General features: G+C 53.2%; 22 protein-coding genes. 7 read left to right on the forward strand and 15 right to left on the reverse strand.

Annotated features, from left to right (window positions below):
* Nucleotides 1–362 precede the first annotated feature (362 nt).
* On the forward strand, nucleotides 363–1,079 hold the full coding sequence (gene arcA / locus ACZRKO_RS13600; protein ID WP_463737790.1) for a two-component system response regulator ArcA: 717 nt from the start codon (nucleotides 363–365) through the stop codon (nucleotides 1,077–1,079).
* Between the two features lie 112 nt (nucleotides 1,080–1,191).
* Here arcA and creA read toward each other — a convergent pair whose 3' ends face one another.
* Nucleotides 1,192–1,677, reverse strand: a complete 486-nt coding sequence (creA, locus tag ACZRKO_RS13605) for a protein CreA (protein ID WP_463737791.1) — start codon at nucleotides 1,675–1,677, stop codon at nucleotides 1,192–1,194.
* A gap of 209 nt (nucleotides 1,678–1,886) precedes the next feature.
* Between creA and robA the strand changes: the two genes are divergently transcribed.
* Complete coding sequence (gene robA / locus ACZRKO_RS13610; RefSeq protein ID WP_463737792.1) at nucleotides 1,887–2,753, forward strand: MDR efflux pump AcrAB transcriptional activator RobA; 867 nt, start codon at nucleotides 1,887–1,889, stop codon at nucleotides 2,751–2,753.
* 24 nt (nucleotides 2,754–2,777) lie between these two features.
* Here robA and gpmB read toward each other — a convergent pair whose 3' ends face one another.
* Nucleotides 2,778–3,425: a 2,3-diphosphoglycerate-dependent phosphoglycerate mutase GpmB gene (gene gpmB, locus ACZRKO_RS13615; RefSeq protein WP_463737793.1), complete on the reverse strand. Its 648-nt coding sequence runs from the start codon at nucleotides 3,423–3,425 to the stop codon at nucleotides 2,778–2,780.
* Nucleotides 3,426–3,476: 51 nt separating this feature from the next.
* On the opposite strand from gpmB, the gene yjjX reads away from it, so the two are divergent.
* Entirely contained in the window at nucleotides 3,477–4,010 is a 534-nt protein-coding gene (yjjX, locus tag ACZRKO_RS13620; RefSeq protein WP_463737794.1) for an inosine/xanthosine triphosphatase, read from the forward strand.
* A gap of 8 nt (nucleotides 4,011–4,018) precedes the next feature.
* Here the strand turns inward: yjjX and trpR are convergent, their stop codons facing one another.
* The gene (gene trpR, locus ACZRKO_RS13625) at nucleotides 4,019–4,363 is read right to left on the reverse strand and encodes a trp operon repressor (RefSeq protein ID WP_463737795.1); all 345 of its coding nucleotides are present in this window, start codon (nucleotides 4,361–4,363) and stop codon (nucleotides 4,019–4,021) included.
* 55 nt (nucleotides 4,364–4,418) lie between these two features.
* A complete protein-coding gene (sltY, locus tag ACZRKO_RS13630) occupies nucleotides 4,419–6,338 on the reverse strand; it encodes a murein transglycosylase (RefSeq protein WP_463738102.1) in 1,920 nt (639 codons plus the stop codon).
* 536 nt (nucleotides 6,339–6,874) lie between these two features.
* Between sltY and rcsA the strand changes: the two genes are divergently transcribed.
* Both rcsA and ettA read left to right on the forward strand, forming a co-directional pair.
* Nucleotides 6,875–7,555, forward strand: a complete 681-nt coding sequence (gene rcsA / locus ACZRKO_RS13635) for a transcriptional regulator RcsA (RefSeq protein ID WP_463737796.1) — start codon at nucleotides 6,875–6,877, stop codon at nucleotides 7,553–7,555.
* 211 nt (nucleotides 7,556–7,766) lie between these two features.
* Nucleotides 7,767–9,434, forward strand: a complete 1,668-nt coding sequence (gene ettA / locus ACZRKO_RS13640) for an energy-dependent translational throttle protein EttA (protein WP_463737797.1) — start codon at nucleotides 7,767–7,769, stop codon at nucleotides 9,432–9,434.
* Nucleotides 9,435–9,502: 68 nt separating this feature from the next.
* Here the strand turns inward: ettA and ACZRKO_RS13645 are convergent, their stop codons facing one another.
* Nucleotides 9,503–10,411 (reverse strand): LysR family transcriptional regulator, encoded by a 909-nt coding sequence (locus ACZRKO_RS13645; protein ID WP_463737798.1) that lies wholly within the window; start codon nucleotides 10,409–10,411, stop codon nucleotides 9,503–9,505.
* A 99-nt stretch (nucleotides 10,412–10,510) separates the two neighbouring features.
* Here ACZRKO_RS13645 and ACZRKO_RS13650 point away from each other — a divergent pair, with 99 nt between their 5' ends.
* Nucleotides 10,511–11,512 carry a zinc-binding alcohol dehydrogenase family protein gene (locus ACZRKO_RS13650; protein WP_463737799.1) on the forward strand — a complete coding sequence of 334 codons (1,002 nt, stop codon included), beginning with the start codon at nucleotides 10,511–10,513 and terminating at the stop codon, nucleotides 11,510–11,512.
* Between the two features lie 68 nt (nucleotides 11,513–11,580).
* Here the strand turns inward: ACZRKO_RS13650 and ACZRKO_RS13655 are convergent, their stop codons facing one another.
* The 5 genes from ACZRKO_RS13655 to serB form a co-directional block, all read right to left on the reverse strand.
* Nucleotides 11,581–12,447: a DUF2950 domain-containing protein gene (locus ACZRKO_RS13655; RefSeq protein WP_463737800.1), complete on the reverse strand. Its 867-nt coding sequence runs from the start codon at nucleotides 12,445–12,447 to the stop codon at nucleotides 11,581–11,583.
* Nucleotides 12,448–12,464: 17 nt separating this feature from the next.
* Nucleotides 12,465–13,979, reverse strand: a complete 1,515-nt coding sequence (locus ACZRKO_RS13660; protein ID WP_463737801.1) for a DUF3300 domain-containing protein — start codon at nucleotides 13,977–13,979, stop codon at nucleotides 12,465–12,467.
* A gap of 340 nt (nucleotides 13,980–14,319) precedes the next feature.
* Complete coding sequence (nadR, locus tag ACZRKO_RS13665; protein WP_463737802.1) at nucleotides 14,320–15,600, reverse strand: multifunctional transcriptional regulator/nicotinamide-nucleotide adenylyltransferase/ribosylnicotinamide kinase NadR; 1,281 nt, start codon at nucleotides 15,598–15,600, stop codon at nucleotides 14,320–14,322.
* A 76-nt stretch (nucleotides 15,601–15,676) separates the two neighbouring features.
* The gene (gene radA / locus ACZRKO_RS13670) at nucleotides 15,677–17,059 is read right to left on the reverse strand and encodes a DNA repair protein RadA (protein ID WP_463737803.1); all 1,383 of its coding nucleotides are present in this window, start codon (nucleotides 17,057–17,059) and stop codon (nucleotides 15,677–15,679) included.
* A gap of 36 nt (nucleotides 17,060–17,095) precedes the next feature.
* The gene (serB, locus tag ACZRKO_RS13675) at nucleotides 17,096–18,061 is read right to left on the reverse strand and encodes a phosphoserine phosphatase (protein WP_463737804.1); all 966 of its coding nucleotides are present in this window, start codon (nucleotides 18,059–18,061) and stop codon (nucleotides 17,096–17,098) included.
* A 249-nt stretch (nucleotides 18,062–18,310) separates the two neighbouring features.
* Here serB and ACZRKO_RS13680 point away from each other — a divergent pair, with 249 nt between their 5' ends.
* Nucleotides 18,311–19,108 carry a YtjB family periplasmic protein gene (locus ACZRKO_RS13680; RefSeq protein WP_463737805.1) on the forward strand — a complete coding sequence of 266 codons (798 nt, stop codon included), beginning with the start codon at nucleotides 18,311–18,313 and terminating at the stop codon, nucleotides 19,106–19,108.
* On the opposite strand, the gene yjjJ is transcribed toward ACZRKO_RS13680, so the two are convergent.
* From yjjJ to deoC, 5 genes are all read right to left on the reverse strand, one after another.
* Nucleotides 19,105–20,451, reverse strand: a complete 1,347-nt coding sequence (gene yjjJ / locus ACZRKO_RS13685) for a type II toxin-antitoxin system HipA family toxin YjjJ (protein WP_463737806.1) — start codon at nucleotides 20,449–20,451, stop codon at nucleotides 19,105–19,107. The two genes, ACZRKO_RS13680 and yjjJ, sit on opposite strands and share 4 nt — an antisense overlap.
* A 250-nt stretch (nucleotides 20,452–20,701) precedes the next feature.
* On the reverse strand, nucleotides 20,702–21,421 hold the full coding sequence (deoD, locus tag ACZRKO_RS13690; RefSeq protein ID WP_463738103.1) for a purine-nucleoside phosphorylase: 720 nt from the start codon (nucleotides 21,419–21,421) through the stop codon (nucleotides 20,702–20,704).
* 164 nt (nucleotides 21,422–21,585) lie between these two features.
* Nucleotides 21,586–22,809, reverse strand: a complete 1,224-nt coding sequence (gene deoB, locus ACZRKO_RS13695) for a phosphopentomutase (RefSeq protein WP_463737807.1) — start codon at nucleotides 22,807–22,809, stop codon at nucleotides 21,586–21,588.
* A 124-nt stretch (nucleotides 22,810–22,933) separates the two neighbouring features.
* Entirely contained in the window at nucleotides 22,934–24,253 is a 1,320-nt protein-coding gene (deoA, locus tag ACZRKO_RS13700; RefSeq protein ID WP_463737808.1) for a thymidine phosphorylase, read from the reverse strand.
* Nucleotides 24,254–24,345: 92 nt separating this feature from the next.
* Nucleotides 24,346–25,125, reverse strand: a complete 780-nt coding sequence (gene deoC / locus ACZRKO_RS13705) for a deoxyribose-phosphate aldolase (protein ID WP_463737809.1) — start codon at nucleotides 25,123–25,125, stop codon at nucleotides 24,346–24,348.
* Nucleotides 25,126–25,137: the final 12 nt, after the last annotated feature.

The raw sequence follows: 25,137 nt of genomic DNA on the forward strand, positions 1-25,137 counted from the left end.
ATGTGACTTAACCGTGCATTCTTATAAGTGTTTTTCACTAAACTGTTACCGTGCTACAATTGAATTTGATATATGTCAACAAAGCGTAGTTTTGTTGGGTGGTAATATCGGCACTCGCTGTTATATTGCTGTTAATAGGGTTAGTATTAGCGCCGATTCGATGCCCCTTTTGGAAGACAAAAAGTGGACTTCCTTACCAAGCTGGCGACAACGTCGGCGTTGAAAGAAAGCGCATCAGTAACGCATTTACGTACTTTAGTCATGTAACGAGTGAGATAGCCTCTCGGCTGTCAAGATTCATCGGGATAACAAGGACTTCTGTACTCCTATTTTCAATTTGTTGGCAATCTTAGGTAGCAAACATGCAGACTCCTCACATTCTGATCGTCGAAGACGAGTTAGTGACACGTAATACGTTAAAAAGCATTTTCGAAGCGGAAGGCTACATGGTACATGAAGCTAACGATGGTGCGGAAATGCATCAGATTCTGTCCGAAAATGACATTAATCTGGTGATCATGGACATCAACCTGCCAGGCAAAAATGGCCTGCTGCTTGCGCGTGAACTCCGTGAACAAGCCAGCGTTGCCCTGATGTTCCTGACCGGTCGCGATAATGAAGTCGACAAAATTTTGGGTCTGGAGATTGGCGCTGATGATTACATCACCAAACCATTCAACCCGCGTGAACTGACTATCCGTGCACGCAATCTGTTATCCCGCACGATGAATCTGGGTACCACTGGTGAAGAACGTCGCCTGGTCGAAAGCTACAAATTCAACGGTTGGGAACTGGACATTAATAGCCGTTCGCTAGTGAGCCCTACCGGCGAGCAGTACAAGTTACCGCGCAGTGAATTCCGCGCCATGCTGCACTTCTGTGAAAATCCGGGCAAGATCCAGACCCGTGGTGATTTGCTCAAGAAGATGACCGGCCGTGAACTCAAGCCCCATGACCGTACCGTGGACGTGACCATCCGCCGCATCCGTAAGCATTTTGAAGCAACACCAGATACGCCTGAAATCATCGCCACCATTCATGGCGAAGGCTACCGTTTCTGTGGTGACTTAGAAGAGTAAGCAGCCGGGTTGCCAACCTTTCTGCAGCAATAACTTTTTGGCAGCAAACAATAGACACGAAAAGGCCAGCATCTGCTGGCCTTTGTTATTTCTGTCTGCCGGACCTCTTCGCTTACTGAGGTTCCGGGTGACCCCACGGGATAATCGGCACGGCGCTCAAGGCGTTCTTCGGCGATCCATCCACGACTTTATCCGAGTAGCTGAGGTAGATAAGCGCATTGCGCTTTTCATCAAAGAAACGGACTACCTGCAACTTCTTAAACACCAGCGAGGTTCGTTTCTGGAAAACGACCGTCCCTTTGTCTTTCCCTTGTTTTATTTTATCGCTTAGCTCGATGGGCCCTACCTGCTGACAGGAGATGGCAGCGTCGGAGGTATCTTCCGCCAGACCCAGCCCGCCTTTTATTCCACCGGTTTTAGCACGGCTGATATAACAGGTTACATTTTTAATGTCTGGATCATCAAAGGCTTCTACCACAATTTTATGGTCGGGTCCGAAAAGTTTGAACACCGTATCGACCGATCCAACCTGCTCAGCATGTGCTGCCTGACCACAAACAAAAAACAGGCCAAGTACAAAAATACAACATTTTTTCATCAAGTTACTCCACGTCAGCGAACCGACGGCGATGGTAATAAGAACGGGTAAAAGAAAGCCTCTGCTCACAAATTCGTCATGTAATACTCAGTAACATTCGTGAATAGCACATATAGCCAAAAAATTCTTAAGAAGTTTTAAGCTCAGAAAGTTGCTATTATGCGGCGTCATCATTCTGTGCATTTATCTTAGTTCAACGAGGACGATCTATGGATCAAGCAGGAATCATTCGTGATCTTCTCAGCTGGTTAGAAACACATTTAGACCAGCCGTTATCACTCGACAACGTTGCAGCAAAAGCCGGTTATTCTAAATGGCACCTGCAGCGTATGTTTAAAGATGTCACGGGTAACGCGATTGGTGCTTATATCCGTGCTCGCCGACTGTCAAAGGCCGCCGTCGCATTGCGACTGACCAGCCGCCCAATTTTAGATATCGCGCTGCAATATCGTTTTGATTCTCAGCAGACGTTTACCCGTGCCTTCAAAAAACAGTTCGCACAGACTCCGGCCCTGTACCGCCGCTCTGAAGACTGGCACTCCTTCGGGATTTGCCCACCAATACGTCTTGGTGCCTTCATTCTGCCACAGCCTGAGTTTATGTCGCTGCCTGAACAGCATTTGATTGGTATTACGCAAAGCTATTCCTGCACCCTGGAACAAATTACGACTTACCGTAATGAAATGCGCCTGCACTTCTGGCGTCAGTATATTGGCGAAGCAAAAACGCTGCCGCCGGTGCTGTACGGATTGCATCACTCCCGTCCAAGTCAGGAAAAAGACGACGAGCAGGAAGTGTTGTATACCACGGCCATTGAACCCAACCACTTGCCAGAGAACGTGGAAGGTCAGCCAATTGTCGTGCAGGAAGGGGAATATGCCATGTTCCACTACAAAGGCTCACCGGAACTGCTGCAGGAATTTATCCTGACGCTGTACGGAACCTGTCTGCCATCGTTGAAAATGACGCGCAGAAAGGGACAAGATATCGAACGTTTCTATACCAGGAACAAGGTGCCGAGCGCGACACCACCGACTGAAATAGAATGTGATTACCTTATCCCTATCCGTCGCTAATTCACCGACGCAAAGCGGCTGTAATTAACGTTGCAGCTCATCTAACGCGGGCTGATCAAGATGTGAAATATCGCCCGCTGTTTCGACTATCCAGCCCGACGCCAGCCACGCGCTTTCCTGATGGTCAACCCGTGAGATTGAGCAGTTACGCAAACGCAAACGGCGCTCAGCGTAAGGTGCCAGCCCGAGGATCGTGCTGATCAGACAACCCAGCGCAATACCGTGACTCACCAGCAAAGGCTTACTGCCAGCCGGCAAATCAAGACAGCTATCCAGCGCTGAACGCATACGTTCGGCCAGTTCCGTCATGCTTTCACCCTGTGGAATGCGTCCATCAGGAGTGCCATCAACCATCTGTTTACGCCAGGCTTCTTCGGCGGCGCTCAGTGCATCAAGATCGCGCTCTTCCAGCACGCCCATATGCAGCTCACGCAGACGGGGTTCAACCTTCACCTCGCAGCCGCAGACATCAGCAATAATCTGCGCCGTGGCGCGTGTACGACCGAGATCGCTGGCAATCACATGCGTGATGCCTTCATGGCGAACGCGCTGCGCCACCTGTTGCGCCTGAAAGATGCCTTTTGCCGTCAGCGGGCTATCAGACTGGCCCTGGATCTTACGTGCTGCGTTCCATTCGGTTTCGCCATGACGGACGAGATATACCTGTAACATGAGTGTTTTCCGTTATACTGCGTGAAATTTGCTAAAGGATGCTAAAACTCTATGTATCACGTTGTCGCTGCAACCACTAACCCGGCAAAGATCAAAGCCATTGCAATGGCCTTTGAGGACATTTTCGGCGCTGATGCATTCCGTATCGAAGGCGTTGACGTCGACAGTGGCGTTCCCAATCAACCCATCGGCAGCAGCGAGACCCGTACTGGCGCAAGACACCGAGTTATCGGTGCGCGGCAGGTGCGTCCTGAAGCGGACTTCTGGGTCGGCGTAGAGGCCGGTATCGAAGACAACATGACCTTCGCCTGGATGGTGATTGAAAACATGCACCAGCGCGGCGAATCTCGATCTGCCAGCCTGATGCTGCCTGAAATTATATTACAAGAGATCAATCAAGGCAGTGAATTGGGCGATGAAATGGAGAAATTGACCGGAATTAACGATGTGAAACGCAAAGGCGGGGCTATCGGGATATTTACTGCCGGTAAACTGAGCCGTACCAGCGTCTATCATCAGGCTTTGGTTCTGGCGCTGGCGCCCTTTCACAACCCTGTCTATCAGGCCCGTGCCCAAACGCACTAACGTCAATCCTAGACGTTTTCGCTGGTATCCTCAGAGCCTAACAATTGCGTACCGAGCCATGATTTCAGTCCGGCGGGTGCGCTTTTCAAACCATTCGACCCCCGGGTTATCGTCGCGATTCCGGCACCCAGCTGATTTTTCAACTCACGCTGACTCAGCTCGCCACGCATCAATTCCTGAATGATCCTCACCCTCGTTCCTAATGCTGCACGCTCATCGGGTGTCAACAGCAACTGCAACAGATCCTGATGCAAATTTTCAGCAAAAGCTTGCTGTAGCAGCGCCATAAAGCACTGCCAGTCCTCATTGCCTTGTTGGGAAAGAGCGGGGTCGGTTAACAACGTTTGGGTCATGTCATGGCTACCATACTATTGAACTAGTACGGCAGCATAACATAAGTACTAATAATCAGTAACGCCTCTGCCATTCGGCATCGGTCAGCACTTTCGCGGGCTGATGCAGGAAGTAGCGATAAAATGCATCGTAGGCCAGCACGTTTTTAACATAGCGCCGCGTTTCTGAGAAAGGGATACTTTCGACGAAAGCCACGGCATCGATACGCCCACCGCTGTTACCCAGCCAGGTATTAACCCTTGACGGACCGGCGTTGTAAGCCGCGCTCGACAGAATCCGGTTGCGGCCAAACTGCTGGTAAACGTACTCCAGATAGTGGGTACCGACAGTGATGTTCATCTGTGGATCCAGCAGCTGCGCCGGGTTGCTGTAACCGGGAATACCAAACATCTGCACCGTATGCTGCGCCGTCGCAGGCATCACCTGCATCAGCCCCGCAGCGCCAACCGGCGAACGGGCTTCCGGATTCCAGGCACTTTCCTGACGGGCAATCGCCATCGCATAACTCTGCGTGATACCTTTGTCGTTGGTGGCCTGACGGAATTCCGGTGACCAGGCCAGCGGGAATCGCTCTTCCAGATAATCCCACAGCTTACCGGCAATCGTGGCCTGTACGCTGAGATCGGCCCAATTCTGATTGAAAGCATAACGCGCCAGCGCGGTTTGTTGCTCTTTGCTTTGGCTCAGCACCAGATAAGTCCATTCGGTACGCGCCAGATTATCCATGTGCCAATACATCAGCTCACGAACGCGGGCAATTTCTGGCATTTTCGCCATGCTGGCATCAGGTTTAGTGGCAACCGATACCTGCATCGGATAGGCCACGCCCAGTTTTTGCGCCGCCGCCATCGGGTAGAATCCACGCCCCTGCATCAGCTTACGTAAAATCGTTTCGCCCTGAGCACGCTTACCCTGATCGATAAGCACCGAGGCTTCCCAGTAGCGCCATTCATCTTCCTGCTGCGCGTCATCCGGTAAGCGGTCCATCCACTGGCTCAGCCCCTTTTGATCGCCTGCAGCAAGCGCCATGCGGATCCGGCGCTCCACCAGCGCGGTAGAGTGGCTGCGCAGGATCACGCTGTCACGCCAGGTTGCCTGTTCCGCCATGGCATCGGGGCCCATCAGGCGCCAGGCTACCGTCTCTTCCAATTCCAGCCTGTCACTGTCACTCATCTTCTGTAAGCGGACCAATACCGGCAGCATGGAGCGGGCATTATCCAGATCATCGCGCGCGATGCGGGTAAAGGCAATGCTTACCGCATTGCGGGTGAAATCCGTCGGCCCGACGGTGCGGGCGAAGCTTTCAATCGTATTCGGATTGTTTTGCAGATCCAGCAGAGCGTCGCGCATGGTCTGGTAATCCGGCGGCAACTGTTTCGCGAGGAAACTCACCAGATTGGTATTACCCTCTTTCATCGCCAGCCCGATGCGCTGCAGGGTAGTCAGCGCGGTTTGATTGCCCGCCTGCTGCCACACGGTAAAGAGTTTGTCACAGGTGCCCGGCAGTGATTTGCCCGTCAGCCAGATGTCTTTTGCCGCATCCATAGCCATTTTCTGGTCGCCGGTCGTCCATTTGGCGTAGTAATAGTTACAGCGCGCGGCAACCGGTTTAGGCGCCTGCGGGCTGAATGACAGCAGTCCCGCCCAGTCCTGACGGTTTGCCAGTTCGTTGACAAAACGCGAAGGCAGTGAGCGCGCCGGCGGCAGCGTCGGATGCGCTTTGACGAAATCATTCACTTGTTGCGATGTCGCGACGCTCAGGTTCTGCGTCAGTTGGCGGTATTCGAGATAGGGATAAAGCGGATAGTCCTCAAGGGTTGGCATCAGTTGATTAACCACATCCATCTGGTTACTGTCCCAGGCCTGCTTGATTTGCATATAACGCTGACGCTGTCCGTCTAAAGAATCAGCTTTTACCGCACCGGATGCAGTTATCAACAATATGCCTGCTGCCAGAAAATGCCATTTGTCCACCTTGACCATACTTACCTTTATCCTCGCTGATTGTAGTGCTCACTGCCAGATGCTGCACGCAGCCGCGGCCCCACAAGGGACATACAGGCTACCCGCTATGCGTAGACACCTTCTACGCTAATCGATTCATTTTAAAATTTGAAGCCATCTCCCGACGGCATCACAAACTTTACACAGTGTGGTGCAATGTTCATGGAGATACCAGACGACAAACACCTTAAAGTTTTCGCTTACCTGCCCTTTTCCCATCAGGTTTCATTCAATTCGTCTCAGATAGCGTCCATTTTGTCCCAACAGGTTCATTCCCGGTTTACATCTTTTGTTCTGCGCTCTATATCTTTGCCCAAGGCATTTCCTGCAACCACGGCGTCTGCACACAGCATTTTCACCGGCGTGGCCTGCACTTTTAGTCAGGATCCCGCCTCATCGCACCAGGTTTGTTCACATACGAGGCTCTTCCTCCGTACTGTTTTCACGTCATGGATGACCGGAATCCACCGGAAGAGAATAGAGCCCATAAAAATAGGTAGATAAAAATGTCATCGCTCATAGTGGATAAGTGTCACTACACACAGCTGGCATTGCAGAGCCTTTTGCAAATTAATGGACTTAAAAAGAAAGATATTCTTTCACTTACGGAAATCGACCAACTGCAAGCAGCCTGCACTGACCGTTCTGCGGACCTCATCTTTATTAATGAAGACAGCTTTACCTTTGATCCCGTCATCGGTGAAGTATTGCGTGAGTTGATCAACCGCCATCCCGACACGCTGTTCTTCATCTTCATCTCCAAAGAAAACCTCAACTATCAAAACTATATTTCAATCCGCAGCAATATTATTATTCTGTCGAAGTCGATCAGCACCCAGCAGGTCTGCCGCCTGATTGAGCCTAATCTGCGGGTGAAAAAGGCCAGCACCACGTCAGACATTCCGGACTTAACGCCGGTGAGTCTGAGCCGTACCGAATCTCACATTCTGAAAATGTGGATGTCAGGCCACAACACCCTGCACATTTCCCAGCATCTCAATATCAAAGAGAAAACTGTCTCCTCGCACAAAGGCAACATCAAGCGCAAAGTCAAAACGCAGAATAAGCAGGCGATCTATCACGTCGTAAAGCTGGCAGATGCCCTGACATCGGGGGTGTTTGTTGGTAGCCTGCGCCCTTTTCGCCAAGCGATAACGTCAAACCGACTTGCCCTGACGCCAGTCTGAGCGGCCTTTTCGGCTGCAGTTAACATCAGCGATAGCCATATTCTTGGCATCCTGTGAGGTTGAAGGTTGGGAAGCGTAGCGAAACAGGCTAAACTTCGCAGTCGGAACACTTCTCAGTCATGCCGTTTTCAGGCGGGCTGATTTTAATCTGCCGCAGCGCCTGCCCTTTGCAGAAAGCGCGCGGCTCGCATAGAAAGAGGCTCAAAACAACGTGGCTCAATACGTATACTCAATGCATCGCCTCGGCAAAGTGGTCCCGCCGAAGCGTCATATTCTGAAAAATATCTCCCTCAGCTTCTTCCCGGGCGCCAAAATCGGCGTGTTAGGTCTGAACGGTTCAGGTAAATCCACGCTGTTGCGCATCATGGCTGGCGTCGATACCGATATCGAAGGCGAAGCACGCGCACAACCGGACCTGAAAATCGGCTATCTGCCGCAGGAACCACAGCTGAACATGGAACACACCGTCCGTGAGTCGGTAGAAGAAGCGGTTTCTGAAGTCGTTGGCGCGTTAAAACGTCTCGATGAGGTGTACACACTGTATGCCGATCCGGAAGCTGATTTCGATAAACTGGCCGCCGAACAAGGCAGGCTGGAAGAGATCATTCAGGCACATGACGGTCATAACCTGAACAGCCAGCTGGAACGCGCCGCCGATGCGCTGCGTCTGGCCGACTGGGATGCGAAAATCGCTACCCTGTCCGGTGGTGAACGTCGCCGTGTTGCGCTGTGCCGCCTGCTGCTGGAAAAACCGGACATGTTGCTGCTCGATGAACCCACCAACCACCTGGATGCAGAATCCGTGGGCTGGCTGGAACGCTTCCTGCACGACTTCGAAGGCACCGTTGTGGCCATTACCCATGACCGTTACTTCCTCGACAACGTCGCCGGTTGGATCCTCGAACTTGACCGCGGTGAAGGTATTCCGTGGGAAGGTAACTACTCCTCATGGCTGGAGCAGAAAGATCAGCGTCTGGCGCAGGAAGCTTCTTCTGAAGCGGCCCGTCGTAAGTCAATTGAGAAAGAGCTGGAGTGGGTTCGTCAGGGCGCGAAAGGCCGTCAGTCTAAAGGCAAAGCCCGTCTGGCACGCTTTGAAGAGCTGAACAGCACCGAATACCAGAAACGTAACGAAACCAACGAACTGTTTATTCCACCGGGCCCGCGCCTGGGGGATAAAGTCGTTGAAGTGAAGAACCTGTGCAAGTCATACGGTGACCGCGTTCTGATCGACGACCTCTCCTTCTCCGTACCGAAAGGAGCCATCGTCGGTATTATCGGGCCGAACGGCGCGGGTAAATCGACGCTGTTCCGCATGATGTCTGGTCAGGAAGCGCCAAACAGCGGCACGATTGAACTAGGCGACACCGTCAAACTGGCGTCTGTTGATCAGTTCCGTGATGCGATGGACAACAGCAAAACCGTGTGGGAAGAAGTCTCTGGCGGTCAGGATATCATGCGCGTTGGCACCACTGAAATGCCAAGCCGCGCCTACGTTGGCCGCTTCAACTTCAAAGGTGTTGATCAGGGCAAACGCGTCGGCGAGCTGTCCGGTGGTGAGCGTGGTCGTTTGCATCTGGCTAAGCTGCTGCAGGTTGGCGGGAACATGTTGCTGCTCGATGAACCGACCAACGACCTGGACATCGAAACCCTGCGCGCGCTGGAAAACGCCTTACTGGAGTTCCCGGGCTGCGCGATGGTCATTTCCCATGACCGTTGGTTCCTTGACCGTATCGCTACGCACATCCTCGATTATCAGGATGAAGGTAAAGTCGAATTCTTCGAAGGTAACTTCACTGAATACGAAGAGTACAAAAAACGGACTTTAGGTGCCGAAGCCCTGGAGCCTAAACGCATCAAGTACAAGAAGCTGATCAAGTAATCCTCTTCCTGTCTTAGCGCGATAAAATCATGAAGGCCCGGAAACGGGCCTTTTTTAATGCCCGTCGTTTACCCCACCAGCGCTTCGCTGTAACTCGTCGAAAAACCGTACTCATCCAGCATGAAATCAATAAAGCAGGCCAGCGCCGGTGAGTTCAGCTTACGGCTTGGGTAAACCAGATAGAGATCGTTGCCTTCAGCCTCCCACTCTGGCAGCACCCGCACCAACGTGCCCTGTGCCACTTCGTCATGACACAAGAATGCCGGCAGCAGCGTGATCCCGGCACCGGCCAGCGCGCACTCCCTCGCATAAAGCAGATTGTCGGTCGAATGTGCGCCGGACAACAGCCAGCGGTAGTAGGTTTCCCCGCGATGCAACACCCATTCCGCCCAGGCCCGGTGCGCAATACAGTGATGCAGGGCCAGCTGCTCTGGTAATTCAAGCGCCGGATGCTGCGCCAGATAGGCCGGTGAAGCCAGAAGATAGCGCGGACAGTGCCCCAGTTCGCGGCCAATCAGCGACGAATCCTGGGGTTTGCCGGTACGCAGCGCCAGATCAAACCCTTCCTGCACTAAGTCCACCATAGCATCCGACACCGAGACCTCGAGCGACACCTCAGGATAACGTTTCTGAAACTCAACGTTCATACGCGCCAGCAGCGTCGCCCCCAGCCCGGCTGGGCTGGTAATACGCAAACGGCCGCTCGGGTTATCACGCAAACGGCGGATCGCCAGTTCGGCCCGTTCGCTGGCCTGCATCATCTCCTGACAGTGGATCAGGTAGCGTTCACCGGCAAAGGTGAGATTGAGCTGGCGCGTGGTGCGGTTGAGCAGCCGCAGCCCGAGGGATTTCTCCAGCTGGCTGATACGCTGACTGACGCTCGATTTCGGTAAACCAGCACGGCTGGCCGCCGCGGTGAAACTGCCGCATTCCGCTACCAGCGCAAACAGCGCCATATCCTGCAACTGCTTAAACATAATTGTTCACCTCAGACGAACACTTTGTTATCTATTGTCCATCTTATCAGCTTGTCGCTGGAGGGCTAGACTGTCTGTATACCCAATGGAGGAATTCTTATGTCTGTTAAAGCTATCGCAGTGAACCCGAAAGACCCGGCCCATTTCATCGCCATCGATTTACCGCAGCCGGTTGCCAAAGAATTTGATCTACTGGTTGAAGTGAAAGCCGTGTCGATCAATCCGGTCGATACCAAAGTGCACAGCGGCGTGCAGAAAAGCGGTCTGGACGCGCCAAAAGTGCTGGGCTGGGATGCCAGCGGCATCGTCAAATCGGTCGGCAGCGCGGTGAAAAATTTCCAAGCGGGGGATGAAGTCTGGTACGCCGGGGATATCACCCGTTCAGGCAGCAATGCGACTGAACAACTGATCGACTCACGTATCGTGTCCGTCAAACCGAAAAGTCTGGACTGGGCGCAGGCCGCCGCCATGCCGCTGACCGCACTGACCGCCTGGGAAGCGCTGTTCGAACATCTGAAAATTCAGGATGCCTCTGCGGATAAAACCCTGTTGATCATCGGTGGTGCAGGCGGTGTCGGCTCACTGGCGATCCCCTTTGCCGCACAGCGCAGCAAAGTGAAAGTCATCGCCACGGCGTCACGTCCGGAATCGGCTCAATGGTGTCTGGATCGCGGCGCGGATCTCACCGTGAACTACAAAGATCTGAAAGGTGAACTGGCAAAACATGACATCAAACAGGTCGATTTCATTCTGTGTCTGAACGACACCGACGGTCATTGGGCAGCCATTACCGACCTGATCGCGCCGATGGGCCACATCTGCACTATCGTCGAAAATGAAAAACCGCTGGATATGAATACGCTGAAGTTGAAAAGCGCCGCGCTGCACTGGGAGCTGATGTACACCCGCAGTATGTTCAACACGCCGGATATCGCCGAGCAGGGTGAAATCCTTAAACAGGTTGCCGCGCTGGTAGACGAAGGAAAAGTGCAAACCACGCTGAGCGAAACCTTGCACGGTCTGAGTGTCGAAAGTATCGAAGCCGCCCATGCTAAAGTGCTCGACGGCCATATGCAGGGCAAAGTCGTCGTCGCGTTCTAATTTGTAAAAAGAAAAACCCCGTAACAGCGGTTACGGGGTGTATTTTTCCCTCTGGCAAATAACGACGCTTAAGGCTGTTCGTCAATCGCCTGCCAGCTGGCGTCGGGATCAAAACTGTCGATTTTGCGCGCCTGCGCATCCGTGTCATCGCCCATATCCTTTTGATAGACCACGCCCTTCTGATTGATCATAAAGCTGGTGATCCCGGTATGTCCGTAGGAAACCGGCCAGGCAATCAGCGCAAAACCTTTGGTCATCTGCCCGTTATCGATATAGCTGAGTGCGCCGCCGTCGGCATTTTTCCCTTGCTGCGTCAGGATTTTGTAATAGTAACCGTGATAATCAGAACCGGGCTGATCGTTGCCAAAGGCTGGTCCGAGCGGGCTTGGCGCTTCCCCTTCCTTCACTGGCCAGTAAAGACCATCGCGCTGACCTTCACTGCTGATCAATTTCTGCGCGTAATGTGGCGGGTCGCCGGCGGTTTGCCAGTACTGCTGCTGCGCATCGGTGTACGCCGTGACGGCCTGAATCGCGGACAACTCATTTCTACCGATGGCGCGGGTTTCAATCTCCGCCGCGCCCTTTTGCATGTCAAATGACCAGCCATCCGCGGTTTTCACCATCGGAATTGGCAGTTGCCAGTTTTCAGCCCCTACGTTCAGATGGGCGATATCTCCCTGCAATGTCAGGTTATGTGAGACTTTCCAGTCGCGTAAGAAACGTGTCACCGCATCAGGATCGACATCTTTTTCCGGCAGATAAACCTGCCAGTCATCGCCGAGCAATTTTTGCAACACTGCGTCATCATGCGCATCTACGGCTTTTACCAGCGCCTGAGCAGCCTGATCGGGGCTGCTGAAATAAAGCTGTGCAAAAGCACTCAGAGGCATCACCAGCAACCCCGCCGAGAACAGAATATGGGTCAATTTATTCATTACTTTTCCTCTTCGCACTAGCGACGATGCAAATGCACGGGCTCTGCGTTGGCAGGGCGTGAGCGCATAACATCATGCATTTGCTGACGGCTCTGATTGCCGCGCGCCTGTTGCTGCTGCCACGACGGCGAACGGCTGGAATTACCACTAAAAGCCGAACTGCGCGACGGATTCATATTATTGTTCGGATGCACATTTTGCATCTGCTGATGGCTGCGGTATTGCGCAGGCATCTGGCGGCTGGAACCGGAGTTCACCTGCGCGCGGTTGGCCAGATTATTGTTAGACGAAGGTACCGAACGCGGCGCGGTAGTTTGCGTACGCCCTTGATGGCTGTTCACCACTGACGCAGCCTGCTGGCGACGCTGCTCGGTAGTTTGTCCGGCTGCTGCACCGTCGAAGCCACGGTAATTATTGCGCTGAGCTGCCCGATTAAGCGCCTGGTTTTGCGTTGCGCCGCCGAGGTTAGCCGGATGATTTGGCGTACCCGCGTTAAAGGCAGGATTATGCTGCCAATGGGTATTCCCCGTGGTACCCGTATAGTTGGCTACGTTATTGTTACCTGACACCCGGTTGTAGTTATTGGTATTTACGTTGATGAAATTATTCTGCTGGCCACCGTGATGCCCATCGTCGTGATGGCCGTCGTCATGGTGATCATCGTCATGATGATGATCATCGTCCCAGTCAATATTACCGAAGATGGCGTAAGTGGCAGCCACACCGACGCCAAAACCGATGCCGGAAGCCACGCCATTCACAAACTGTGCACCCGGAGGAGGGGGTAAATATACCGGTGGATAGGCCGGCGTCGGCCAAGCACCGTACACCACATTCGGGTTATAACTCGGTACGTAAACCACTTGCGGATCGGCGGACTCAATAATGATGGTCTGCGGTGCGGCATTCACTACCGTCGTGCTGCTGTGCGCAGCCGGTTTAACCGTGACTTTTTGCTGAGCTGTGGTTTTCAGTGCCCCGCTCTTTTGGGCTATCTGGCGGAATTTCTGCACGCTGTCCATCAAGTCAGCCGGCTGGGTCAGGAATAAGTTACCCAAGTTTTGCACCCAGACAGGATCTTCCCCCATCAGGGACAGTAACTGCGGGAACGCCACCAGCGATTTCACGCTTGGGTCCCACGGCTCATTAGCCGCCGCTTTAACCGCTGCATCACCTTGCAGCTGTGGGTGGTCACGCGACCACTGGACAGCCTGAATAACATTGGTTGGATACGTCGACGCCATCAGCACCTGCGACAACAGGGCATCCGGATAAAGCGCCACGGGCGCAACCCATTGGTCGATTTGCGCCTGCGTGTAAGCCGGTGGCGCAGGTGTTGCCACCGCTGCGGGGACGACCACTGGCGCCACAGCTGTTGTGGCAGGTGCGGGTTGCGCACTAACCTGAGCAGGTACACTCTCAGCTTGCGAACTCACAGGGAACCAACCTTTGATAAAGAGGACACTGGCCAGCGCAAATGCACCCACACCGCAAACGACTGCCGTACCCCAGAACTTGAACGAAGAATTCATTCTGCTCACCTTAAAAAGCCCACCCCAGCAGGCACATCGGATAAGTATAATCCGCGAAATAACTCTGAACCGGCACACTCTATTTTTATTTTCAATGCAGGCTTTACGCATTAAATGCGCAATGAAATCCCCCTGAAACAGTTATTTCCTAACTCATTGAAGAAATTATATTAATTTTTAGAGAATGTTACATGCCGCATTAATTAATGTTTAATTTAAATGACGTTCAGTTTATTTCTTCAGCTTGAAAAGAGCGTTGTTGCTATTTTATCTGTGCGTTATTGATCACCATGCAAATAAAATGCCCCGACTCCGGAAAGTAGGGGCATTTAGGGTGATTCTATCCGCGGGCAAGCGGGGCGATCTCTTTTAGCGGGCGGTTTACCCGGCTGGTGTCGGCGTCCAGCATAGTCTGCACCAGCTCAACGCATTCGAGGAAACGCTGATCATAGTCCGACGATTCGACGCGGACATAGTTGACGCCATTTTCTTTCAGCATATCGATTAACAGGTTCTGGAATACCATGCGGTCAGTGGTGCTGCCGAGGCTGCGCAAACCATCGGCCACCCACGGCGTATTGTTTTCCAGCAGGATCACCAGATCAAAGCGATATTCATCCATCAGCGCCTGCACAAACGGATGCTCGCGGCCTTCATACTTCTTACAAAATGCCTGCGTGGTCAGAAAGTCGGTATCAATGAAGGCCACTTTATTGGCGTATTTAACAGCGAAATCAATGTACTGTGCTTGACCGAGCGCGATCTTATCGTAGTCGGAATATTGCAGAGCCATCTCATCGCCGCCAAGATGTGAGAAGACATAATCACGGCCATATTCCCAGGCACTCGTGGTGTTAAAAATATTGGCTAACTTATTGACCAGCGTGGATTTCCCGCTCGACTCGCCGCCCAATATTGCGACTGTACGCACAAAGAAAGGTTTTACTTCGGTTGGAATATAATCCCAGTAACGGAAAGGATCCTGACGGATTTGCGACCCGCTGATTTTCATAAATGAGCGTTTAGGATCGATGAGCACCGTGTCGATCCCCAGATGGGTGCGGTACTGCGGCGCATCATTTTCTTCGCTGGAGTAAATGGTATTCGGGTGGATCCCTTTCTTCTCCATAAACTCGGTGATACCGCGGCTCCAGACATCCCAACCATGCGGGTACGGCTCCATCCCCTCTTCATTGAACGAATGGATATGAATATTTTTCTGATATTTGAAGGTTTGCAGCAACCAGCGCAGGCGGTCGCTGACCGTTGGCTGTTGTGACATAGAACTGTTTTCAAACAGAGAGCGGTCGCGGGGTTCGTCGTAGCCCATGATCAGGTGCAGTTCATCAACCTGACTGCAGGCGCGCTGGATAAGATAGATGTGTCCGGTGTGCAGCGGGTAAAACTTACCAAACACCACGCCGATTTTTTTCTCGCGGCGGGGGAATTCGAGCTCTAAGAAACGGTGCAGCGCTTCCAGCTTCTGTGCACTCGGGCTTTTGATTTTCGCGTTGAGCAGCTGACTCAGGTAGCCTTTCGTCATGCCACTGGCATCGGCCACCTGCTGTAAGGTGTGTCCCTGTTGTTTAATGGCCGTCTTCAGATAATCGAACTGTGACATACCTTGCCCTCACCTTATGTTTAGTTTGCTAAACAAAAATAGCACAGCTCACGGCCAGAGCAACAGACTGACGTTGTTACAGATCGTCTAAGATCGACAGCGCATCGGCCAGTTTCTTCACGCCAAATACCTGCATTCCGGCGGGCAATTTCTTCGGCACGTTGGCATGAGGGACGATCGCACGCTTAAATCCGTGCTTGGCAGCTTCGGCAATGCGCTCCTGCCCGCTCGGTACAGGGCGAATTTCACCGGCCAGCCCCACTTCGCCAAATACCACCAGATCCTGCGGCAACGGACGATCCCGCAGGCTTGAGACCAGCGACAGCAACAACGCTAAGTCGGCACTGGTTTCGGTCACTTTCACGCCACCAACCACGTTGACGAACACATCCTGATCGGCCATTTGCAGCCCGCCGTGGCGGTGCAGCACGGCCAAAAGGATCGCCAGCCGGTTCTGCTCAAGTCCGACTGCCACGCGGCGCGGATTGCCCATCATCGAGTGATCCACCAGCGCCTGAATTTCGACCAGCAGTGGCCGCGTCCCTTCCCACAACACCATCACCGAACTGCCCGAGGTGATTTCGTCGCCCCGGCTGAGGAAAATGGCCGAAGGGTTGCTGACTTCGCGCAGGCCCTGTTCGGTCATCGCGAAAACGCCCAGCTCATTCACCGCACCGAAGCGGTTTTTATGGCTGCGCAGGGTACGGAAACGAGAATCGGCATCACCGTCAAGCATGACCGAGCAGTCAATGCAGTGCTCAAGGACTTTTGGTCCGGCGAGAGAACCGTCTTTAGTCACATGGCCGACCATGACAATCGCCACGCCGCGCGTCTTGGCGAAGCGCGTCAGGTAGGCAGCAGTTTCGCGCACCTGCGCCACCGTCCCCGGCGACGACTGGATGTCCGACATGTGCATCACCTGAATGGAGTCGATCACCATCAGCTTCGGCTTTTCCTGATCGGCAATCAGGCAGATCTGTTCGATACTGGTTTCAGACAGCATGTTCATATTGGCGGTGGGCAGCCCAAGCCGGTGCGCGCGCATCGCCACCTGTTGCAGCGACTCTTCGCCGGTGACGTACAGGGTTTTCATGTTTTCGCCGAGGTTGCACAGGATCTGCAACAGCAGCGTACTTTTACCTGCGCCGGGGTTACCGCCGATCAAAATCGCACTGCCCGGCACCACGCCGCCACCGAGTACGCGGTCAAACTCTTTGAAACCGGTGCTGAACCGCGGCATCTCATCGAGACTGATATCCGAGAGTTTTTGCACGCGGCTGACGCCAGTATCACCGGCATAGCCCGTAAGACGTTCGTTGCGGGCCACGGTCGGCGACGCCGACAAACGGATTTCAGTAATGGAGTTCCAGGCCTGACAGGCACTGCATTGCCCCTGCCAGCGCGGATAATCTGCGCCGCATTCATTACACACAAATGCCCGTTTTGCTGCTTTTGCCACAACTTACCTCTGGGTTTTATTCTTCGAAAAACAGCGCTACGCCAAACTGCCGCTCAGAATACACAGTACACCAATTAAGTCGGCGTGGCGGATGCACACTTCAGCCTGTTCGTAGACTTTAGGTTTAGCGTGATAAGCGATACCCATGCCGGCCACCGCCATCATTTTCAAATCATTGGCACCGTCACCAATCGCCACGGTCTGCTCTTTCGCGATACCCAATTTGTCTGCCAGCTTAAGCAAGGTATCGGCTTTATATTGCGCATCGACAATCGGGCCAATCACCCGGCCAGTCAGTTTGCCGTCACGCACTTCCAGTTCATTGGCCGCGACGTCAGTCAGGTTCAGCTTGTCACGCAGGTACTCGGCATAATAGGTAAAACCGCCTGAAGCGATCGCTACATGCCAACCCAGCTCTTGCAAGCGCGCCACCAGACGCGTCAGGCCCGGCATCAGCGGCAGGGTTTCGCGCACCTGCTGCAAAATACTGGCGTCGGCGTCTTTTAACGTCGCTACCCGCTGACGCAGGCTGGCGGCGAAATCCAGTTCACCGCGCATTGCCCTTTCAGTGACTTCCGCCACCTGCTCACCGACACCCGCCAGCTTGGCGATTTCATCGATGCATTCAATCTCAATCGCGGTAGAATCCATGTCCATCACCAGCAGGCCCGGCGTGCGCATGTGCGGCACTTTGCCAAGCTGGGTGACATCCAGCCCGAAGGACTCTGCCAACACTTCCACATCGGCGGTTAGAGAACCGGCCAGACGGATAACCTGATAGTCATCCACCGTCCAGGCGCTGACAATCACCAGTGCGCGGCCTAAGCGGCGCTGGAAGTGCGTAATGCTTGTTTTGTCGAGTTTCCTGCCATACAGCAACCAGCCGGTGTGCCCGGCGCGGTAGTCCAGCGGCATCACTTCATCGCCGCTAAGGGAAAGAGGAAGTCCCGGCCATTGGTGGATCTCCGCGGGAAGATCGCAATAGGTCAGACTGTTTGGCATGATTACTCCTGTCGGGCAGTTAGGCGTAGAAAAACAAGGATTGCATAAAATAATACCCAAAATCATTCGAGTTGCGTCAAGGCGGCAACTGAGTGAAACGCAGGAACATACATCAGTATGTGACTGGGTTTCGCGAAGGCAGACAACGCAGAAGCAGCTTGAAGGATGCAGGGTAAATGAGGCAACAAGCTACCCTATCGCCCGCGCTTCTGGCAACATTAAAGTCGTCGAAAATCTTAAGGAAACGGAATGGCAAAGGCCAAGCTAAAATTTCGCCTGCACCGCACGGTTATCGTTCTGATTTGCCTGGCTTTGTTGGTCGTGCTTATGCAAGGCGCGTCCTATTTTAGCCTCGGCCATCAGCTTGCGCGATCCCAGCAGGTGGAACAACTCGCCCAAACATTGGCGAAACAAGTGGCCTTTACGCTGGCTCCGTTGATGGACAGCGACAATGATGGCGCGGATATCGCGCAGATTTCTACTATTTTGAATCAACTTACCGATAACAGTCGCATTCTTGATGCCAGTGTTTATCAACTGGACGGTTCTCTGGTGGCGCACGCCGGTGAAAAAGTCCCGGTCAGAGACCGGCTGGCCCTCGACGGCAAACGTGCAGGCAGTTATTTCAACCACCAGATTGTCCAGCCGATTGAAGATAAAGATGGGCCGAGCGGTTTCCTGCGCCTTACGCTGGATACGCACGTACTGGCGACGGAATCCAAACAAGTAGATAACACCACCAACCTGCTACGCCTGATGATGCTGGCCGCACTTGGTGTCGGTATTATCCTCGCCCGCACGCTGTTGCAGGGCCGCCGCAGCCGCTGGCAACAGTCACCATTCCTGCTAACGGCCAGCAAACCGTTAAAGGAAGATGACGAGCCGGAAGAAGAAGCGGTTGATGAATTCGGCCCGCCGCCAACACTCAATATCACTGAACCTGACGCGGAAGCCGCTCCGGCCAAACCTGCCACAGAGGCACAAACCAAAGAAGCGGCTCAGGCGGCTTACCGCAGCCTGAAGCGCAGCCGTGAGAGAAGGGATTAAGCCAGCCGCTGGATATCAGCGGTAAGTCTTTGAACCTGGGCCAGCATGTTGCTGGCCAGCTGGCGAAACGCTTCGCTTATCATCGGGTCACTTGCCACGGTACGCCAAAAATCTGTCGCCCAGGGCTGCGCCCTCAGCCACTGTACTTTCGATACCAGCGGATCAATGACTATCGAAATCACCTGCCGCTTCATATTACCGCTTCTGTCGGGGGCGAAGCTCATCGGCAACATGTCGTAAACCGGTGATAAATTAAAGGCAAGTTTTCCGGGAATTACGGGGGGGTCGATAAAAGACAGATTGCCTTGGTGCATGTCTCCGTTTGCAATCAATTTTCCGAAAGCGTAAAGCTCTCCGATTCGCTCCAGCGTGACTTTAGATATCATTTTTTCTTTTTGCAGTTTTATCGCAATGGCGACCCAATTTCCGTTTACTCCGGCAAATTCGGCTGCAACGGCTTCCAGAGAGGCCAGTCCTTTACGCCCTCTTTCACCTACGCGGTCAAAGCGGTCGACCTGAAGAAAAACCTCGCCCTCGCGGCCAGTATAAATCTCTGCCCGCGCCGCCGGGATATTTGCATGCCGTAACACCGTTAATGCATGGGCTTCAGAACGAAGCAAATCGCCCCACCGCTGGGTATTCTCGTTGACATTTTTTGGTGAGAATTTCACTAAAACATGCGAAGCGGGACGATCCGGATGTTCAACATAGCCGCTGAATTTAGGTTGCTCCCCGCCCGCAGACGATCCCACTTCCTGCCCGGCCAGACTTTTGTCCGCCAGTTGTTCATAAGCCGAAATTTTGTTTTCCAGCCCAATAACCCTTTCAGGAGGCTTCAGCACCCATTTTTGATAAGCCCGTTGCCCGATAATCAGATTCCCAACCGTCTCATTTCCCTGCTGGGAAAGTGCAGTTAACGTTTGTGATTCGGTCCAGAGCTCAATATCCTCGGGCAAACCTAATGATTCACTGATATCACGTCCCCATACACGTCCCAAAAAACCCTGAGGCCGCATATCCGTGATGAACCAAGGTAAGCCATCAAACAATACGCACTGACCCTCACGGGTTTCCAGCGCGTAACTTTCTGCCGGCCATACTGAAAACAGCAGGCCAATTTCGGCCGCATGGCCGATTTCGTTAATCTGATAAAGAGAGAATTCACTTTGCCCTTCAACGTCACGTAGCAGCACGTATCGCGTTGATTTACCTCGGCCTATTTTTCTCACGTCATCTCGCTCTGCGACCCTTCTCGACAAGGTCGCCTGACTCACCCCGAGCCGGGAGATAATCTCTTTTGCTGTCAGGCTTCCATGACGGAGTAAATCGATAAGCTCATTCATAAGTGAATCGCTACTTGAATAGAAAAATGAATAGAAAGACGTAATTATTTATATAGTAATATTGCAGGACTGGCGAGGGAAAAACCTGAAAAAATAGAGATATAGCCCGTTACAGTTAACGATAGAAACACATCAAGTGCCTAAAACACGTAACAACTGACTGTTTTATGAATAGAAAAGATAAAAAATTGAATAGAAAACGGGGACTGTAAAAAGTCCCCGTTTTATGTTCCGCAAGAAAGCAAAGAACTTACTCTTTGTCGCCCAGCAGAACGGATTCCAGCGCGATCTCAACCATGTCGTTGAAAGTGGTCTGGCGTTCTTCAGCGGTGGTTTGTTCGTGGGTACGGATATGGTCAGAAACAGTACAAATAGTCAGCGCTTTCGCACCGAACTCTGCTGCCACGCCGTAGATACCGGCGGCTTCCATTTCCACGCCCAGAATGCCGTACTTTTCCATCACGTCGAACATTTGCGGATCCGGCGAGTAGAACAAGTCAGCAGAGAAGATGTTACCGACGCGGGCGTTGATGCCTTTCGCTTTGGCCGCATCAGAGGCGTTACGCACCATGTCGTAGTCGGCAATCGCCGCGTAGTCGTGGTCTTTGAAACGCATACGGTTCACTTTGGAATCCGTACAGGCGCCCATACCAATCACGATGTCACGCAGTTTGATGTCAGCACGCACAGCGCCACAAGAACCCACGCGAATGATCTTTTTCACGCCGAATTCGGTGATCAGTTCTTTGGCATAAATTGAGCAGGAAGGGATGCCCATACCGTGGCCCATTACAGAGATTCTACGGCCTTTGTAAGTACCGGTGAAGCCCAACATGCCACGCACATCGTTGACCTGTTTAACATCTTGCAGGAAAGTTTCAGCGATGTGTTTAGCGCGCAGCGGGTCGCCCGGCATCAGAACTACGTCAGCGAAGTCGCCCATTGCAGCATTAATGTGTGGAGTTGCCATCATTATCGTCCTTTAAATTCTTATTAAAAATCACTGAAATTAAACCCAATGGATTTCGAGTTGTAGCTAGGCGGCAAGCGCGTGAATCCCCAGGAGCTTAGACCACTAAGTGACTGGGGTGAAGGCGTGACGCCAACAACGCTACAACTTGAAAGACGCAGGGTTTAGAGCATTGACTTGCCGTAGTCCATCGGTGTCAGGTCGAAATACTTCGCGACGGTCTGACCGATATCCGCGAAAGTCTCTCGATGCCCCAGCGAACCCGGTTTCACTTTCGGGCCGTAGATTAACACCGGGATGTGCTCACGGGTGTGATCTGTGCCACGCCAGGTCGGGTCGCAACCGTGGTCAGCAGTGAAAATGATAATGTCATCTTCTTTCACCAGCTCCAGCAGTTCCGGCATCCGGCGGTCAAACAGCTCCAGCGCAGCAGCGTAGCCCGGCACGTCACGGCGGTGACCGTAGGATGAGTCGAAATCAACGAAGTTGGTGAAGACAATGGTTTTGTCGCCCGCTTCTTTCATTTCTTTGATGGTGGCATCGAACAGGGCGTCCAGACCGGTGGCTTTCACTTTTTTAGTAATACCAACCTGCGCATAGATATCCGCGATTTTACCGACAGAAACCACGTGGCCGTTTTTCTCTTCAACCAGTTTTTTCAGGATAGTCGGTGCCGGTGGCTCTACCGCTAAATCGTGACGGTTACCGGTACGTTCGAAGTGACCCGCTTTGTCGCCGATGAACGGGCGCGCAATTACGCGGCCAATGTTGTAGCCGCCTTTGGTCAGCTCTTCACGGGCGATTTCACACAGTTCATACAGACGCTCCAGCCCGAAAGTCTCTTCATGGCAGGCTATCTGGAATACAGAGTCAGCAGAGGTGTAGAAAATCGGCTTGCCGGTTTTCATGTGCTCTTCGCCAAGTTCGTCCAGTACGACGGTACCGGAAGAGTGGCAGTTACCGAGGTAACCCGGCAGATTGCCGCGTTCTACCAGGATGTCGAGCAGTTCCTGCGGGAAGCTGTTAGTAGTGTCGCTGAAGTAACCCCAGTCAAACAGCACAGGTACACCGGCAATTTCCCAGTGGCCTGACGGCGTGTCTTTACCGGAAGAGAGTTCACTGGCGTAAGCATAAGCGCCAGTGATTTCTGAGTTGCCGTCCATCCCCTCAGGGATTTTACCGGTGGACTCTTCTGCCGCTTTCGCCAGGCCCAGACGGGTAAGGTTAGGCAGATTCAGCGGACCCTGACGGCCTACGTTGGCCTCGCCACGGGCGCAGGCGGCAGCAATATGTCCCAGTGTGTCAGAACCTGCATCACCGAATTTTTCAGCATCTTCACTGGCACCAATACCAAATGAGTCCAATACCATGATAAACGTACGTTTCATCTTGCACTCCTACGCTTGGTTATTCGTTGCGTGCATCGGTCAGAGGCCGACACACTGATCATATTGATTTGGGGGCATCATGAATCTTTTTCAACCCCCTTTTCTTTTGTTTATTGAGGCAGAGTTAGTTGATGCGGCGGTAGACCACCGGCGTACTTTCCGGCGCTTTGTCACTCAGTATCACCGCGCTGCGCACTTCTTCAGCCGCCTGCTGCCACGCTTCTTCGCTGTTGGCGTGGATCATCGCCAGCGGCTGTTGGGTGTCGACTTTCTGGCCAAGCTGCGCCATGTGCGTCAACCCTACGCTGTAGTCGATAGCATCCGTTGCCCGACGACGACCGCCGCCCAGTGAGACCACCGCCATACCGAGCGCACGGGTATCCATTGCACTGACGATACCGGCTTTCTCGGAGTAAACCGGCTTGCTCAGTGTCGCCTGCGGCAGGTAGCTGTCGTAGCGTTCCATAAAGTCGGTCGGCCCTTTCTGCGCCGCAATCATACGGCCGAAGATTTCTGCCGCTTTGCCGTTGTCGAGAACAGCCTGCAACTGACGGCGGGCGTCGGCATCGTCTTTCGCCAGGTTGCCGGAAATTAGCATCTCGACGCACAGCGCCAGCGTCACTTCCAGCAGACGTGGATTACGGTATTCACCGGTCAGGAAGCGCACCGCTTCGCGCACTTCAACCGCGTTACCGGCGCTGGACGCCAGCACCTGGTTCATGTCGGTCAGCAGCGCGGTGGTTTTGCAACCCGCGCCGTTGGCAACATCAACGATGGCCTGTGCCAGATCCTGCGACAACTGATAGGTCGGCATGAATGCGCCGGAGCCGACTTTTACGTCCATCACTAACGCATCAAGGCCTTCAGCCAGTTTTTTGGCGAGGATAGAGGCGGTGATCAGCGGAATAGAGTCTACGGTCGCGGTAATGTCGCGGGTCGCGTAGAAGCGTTTATCCGCCGGAGCCAGCGAGCTGGTCTGGCCGATGATCGCCACGCCAACATCCTGAATGATGCTGCGGAAACGATTGTCGTCCGGGAAGATATCAAAGCCCGGAATGGCTTCCAGTTTGTCCAGCGTGCCGCCGGTATGGCCCAGGCCACGCCCGGAGATCATCGGCACATAACCGCCGCAGGCGGCGACCATCGGGCCAAGCATCAGGGAGGTCACATCACCCACGCCGCCGGTGGAATGTTTATCCACGATCGGGCCGTTGAGGTTAAGGCTTTTCCAGTTAAGGACCGTGCCGGAATCGCGCATCGCCATGGTCAGCGCCACGCGTTCTTTCATGTTCATGTCATTGAAGTAGATGGTCATCGCTAATGCGGCGATCTGACCTTCGGAAACCTGGCTATCACGAATACCATTGATGAAAAAGCGAATCTCTTCTTCGCTTAAAGGCTGTCCGTCACGTTTTTTACGAATAATTTCTTGGGCGAGAAACACGGAGTGCTCCTTTATGACTAGGCATGTAGGGGGAGTTACTGATGTTCTGTTGCTGTGGGTTCAGCAAGCTGAACCCACTCAGGCATTAACGATCAGTAGCTGCTGGTAGACTTTTGGTCAGCGTGGCCAAGCGTTGTCAGCAGGCTTGCCAACAGGCTTGAAGCACCGAAACGGAAGTGGCGCGCATCGGCCCATTCGCGGCCCAGCAGGCGGTCAGCCAGTGCCAGATATTGCGCGGCATCTTCAGCGGTTTTTACGCCACCGGCAGGTTTGAAGCCAACGTCTTTGCCCACACCCATTTCAGCGATGACGCTCATCATCAGCTCAGCGCTGTGCAGTGTGGCGTTTTCAGGCACTTTACCGGTTGAGGTTTTGATGAAATCAGCGCCTGCTTTGATAGCAATTTCGGATGCTTTGCGGATCAAGGAATCCTGTTTCAGTTCACCGGTTTCGATGATCACTTTCAGCAGTACGTTGGCTGCAGCACAGGCTTCTTTACACTGTTTAACCAGCTCGAAACCGACCTGATCATTACCGGCGATCAGCGCACGGTATGGAAACACCACGTCAACTTCATCTGCGCCATAGGCAATCGCAGCGCGGGTTTCAGCCACGGCAATATCGATATCATCGTTGCCATGTGGGAAGTTAGTGACGGTAGCGATACGGATGTCCAGCGTGCCCTGCTCGCGCAGTGCTTTACGGGCAACAGGAATGAAACGCGGATAAATGCAGATAGCAGCAGTGTTGCCGGCCGGGCTTTTTGCCTGATGACACAGTGCGATCACTTTTGCGTCAGTGTCGTCGTCATTCAGGGTCGTTAAGTCCATCAGGTTCAGCGCACGTTGTGCTGCGGCGGTTAAATCGGTCATAAAACTCTCCAA

Source organism: Ewingella sp. C233 (assembly GCF_055407225.1).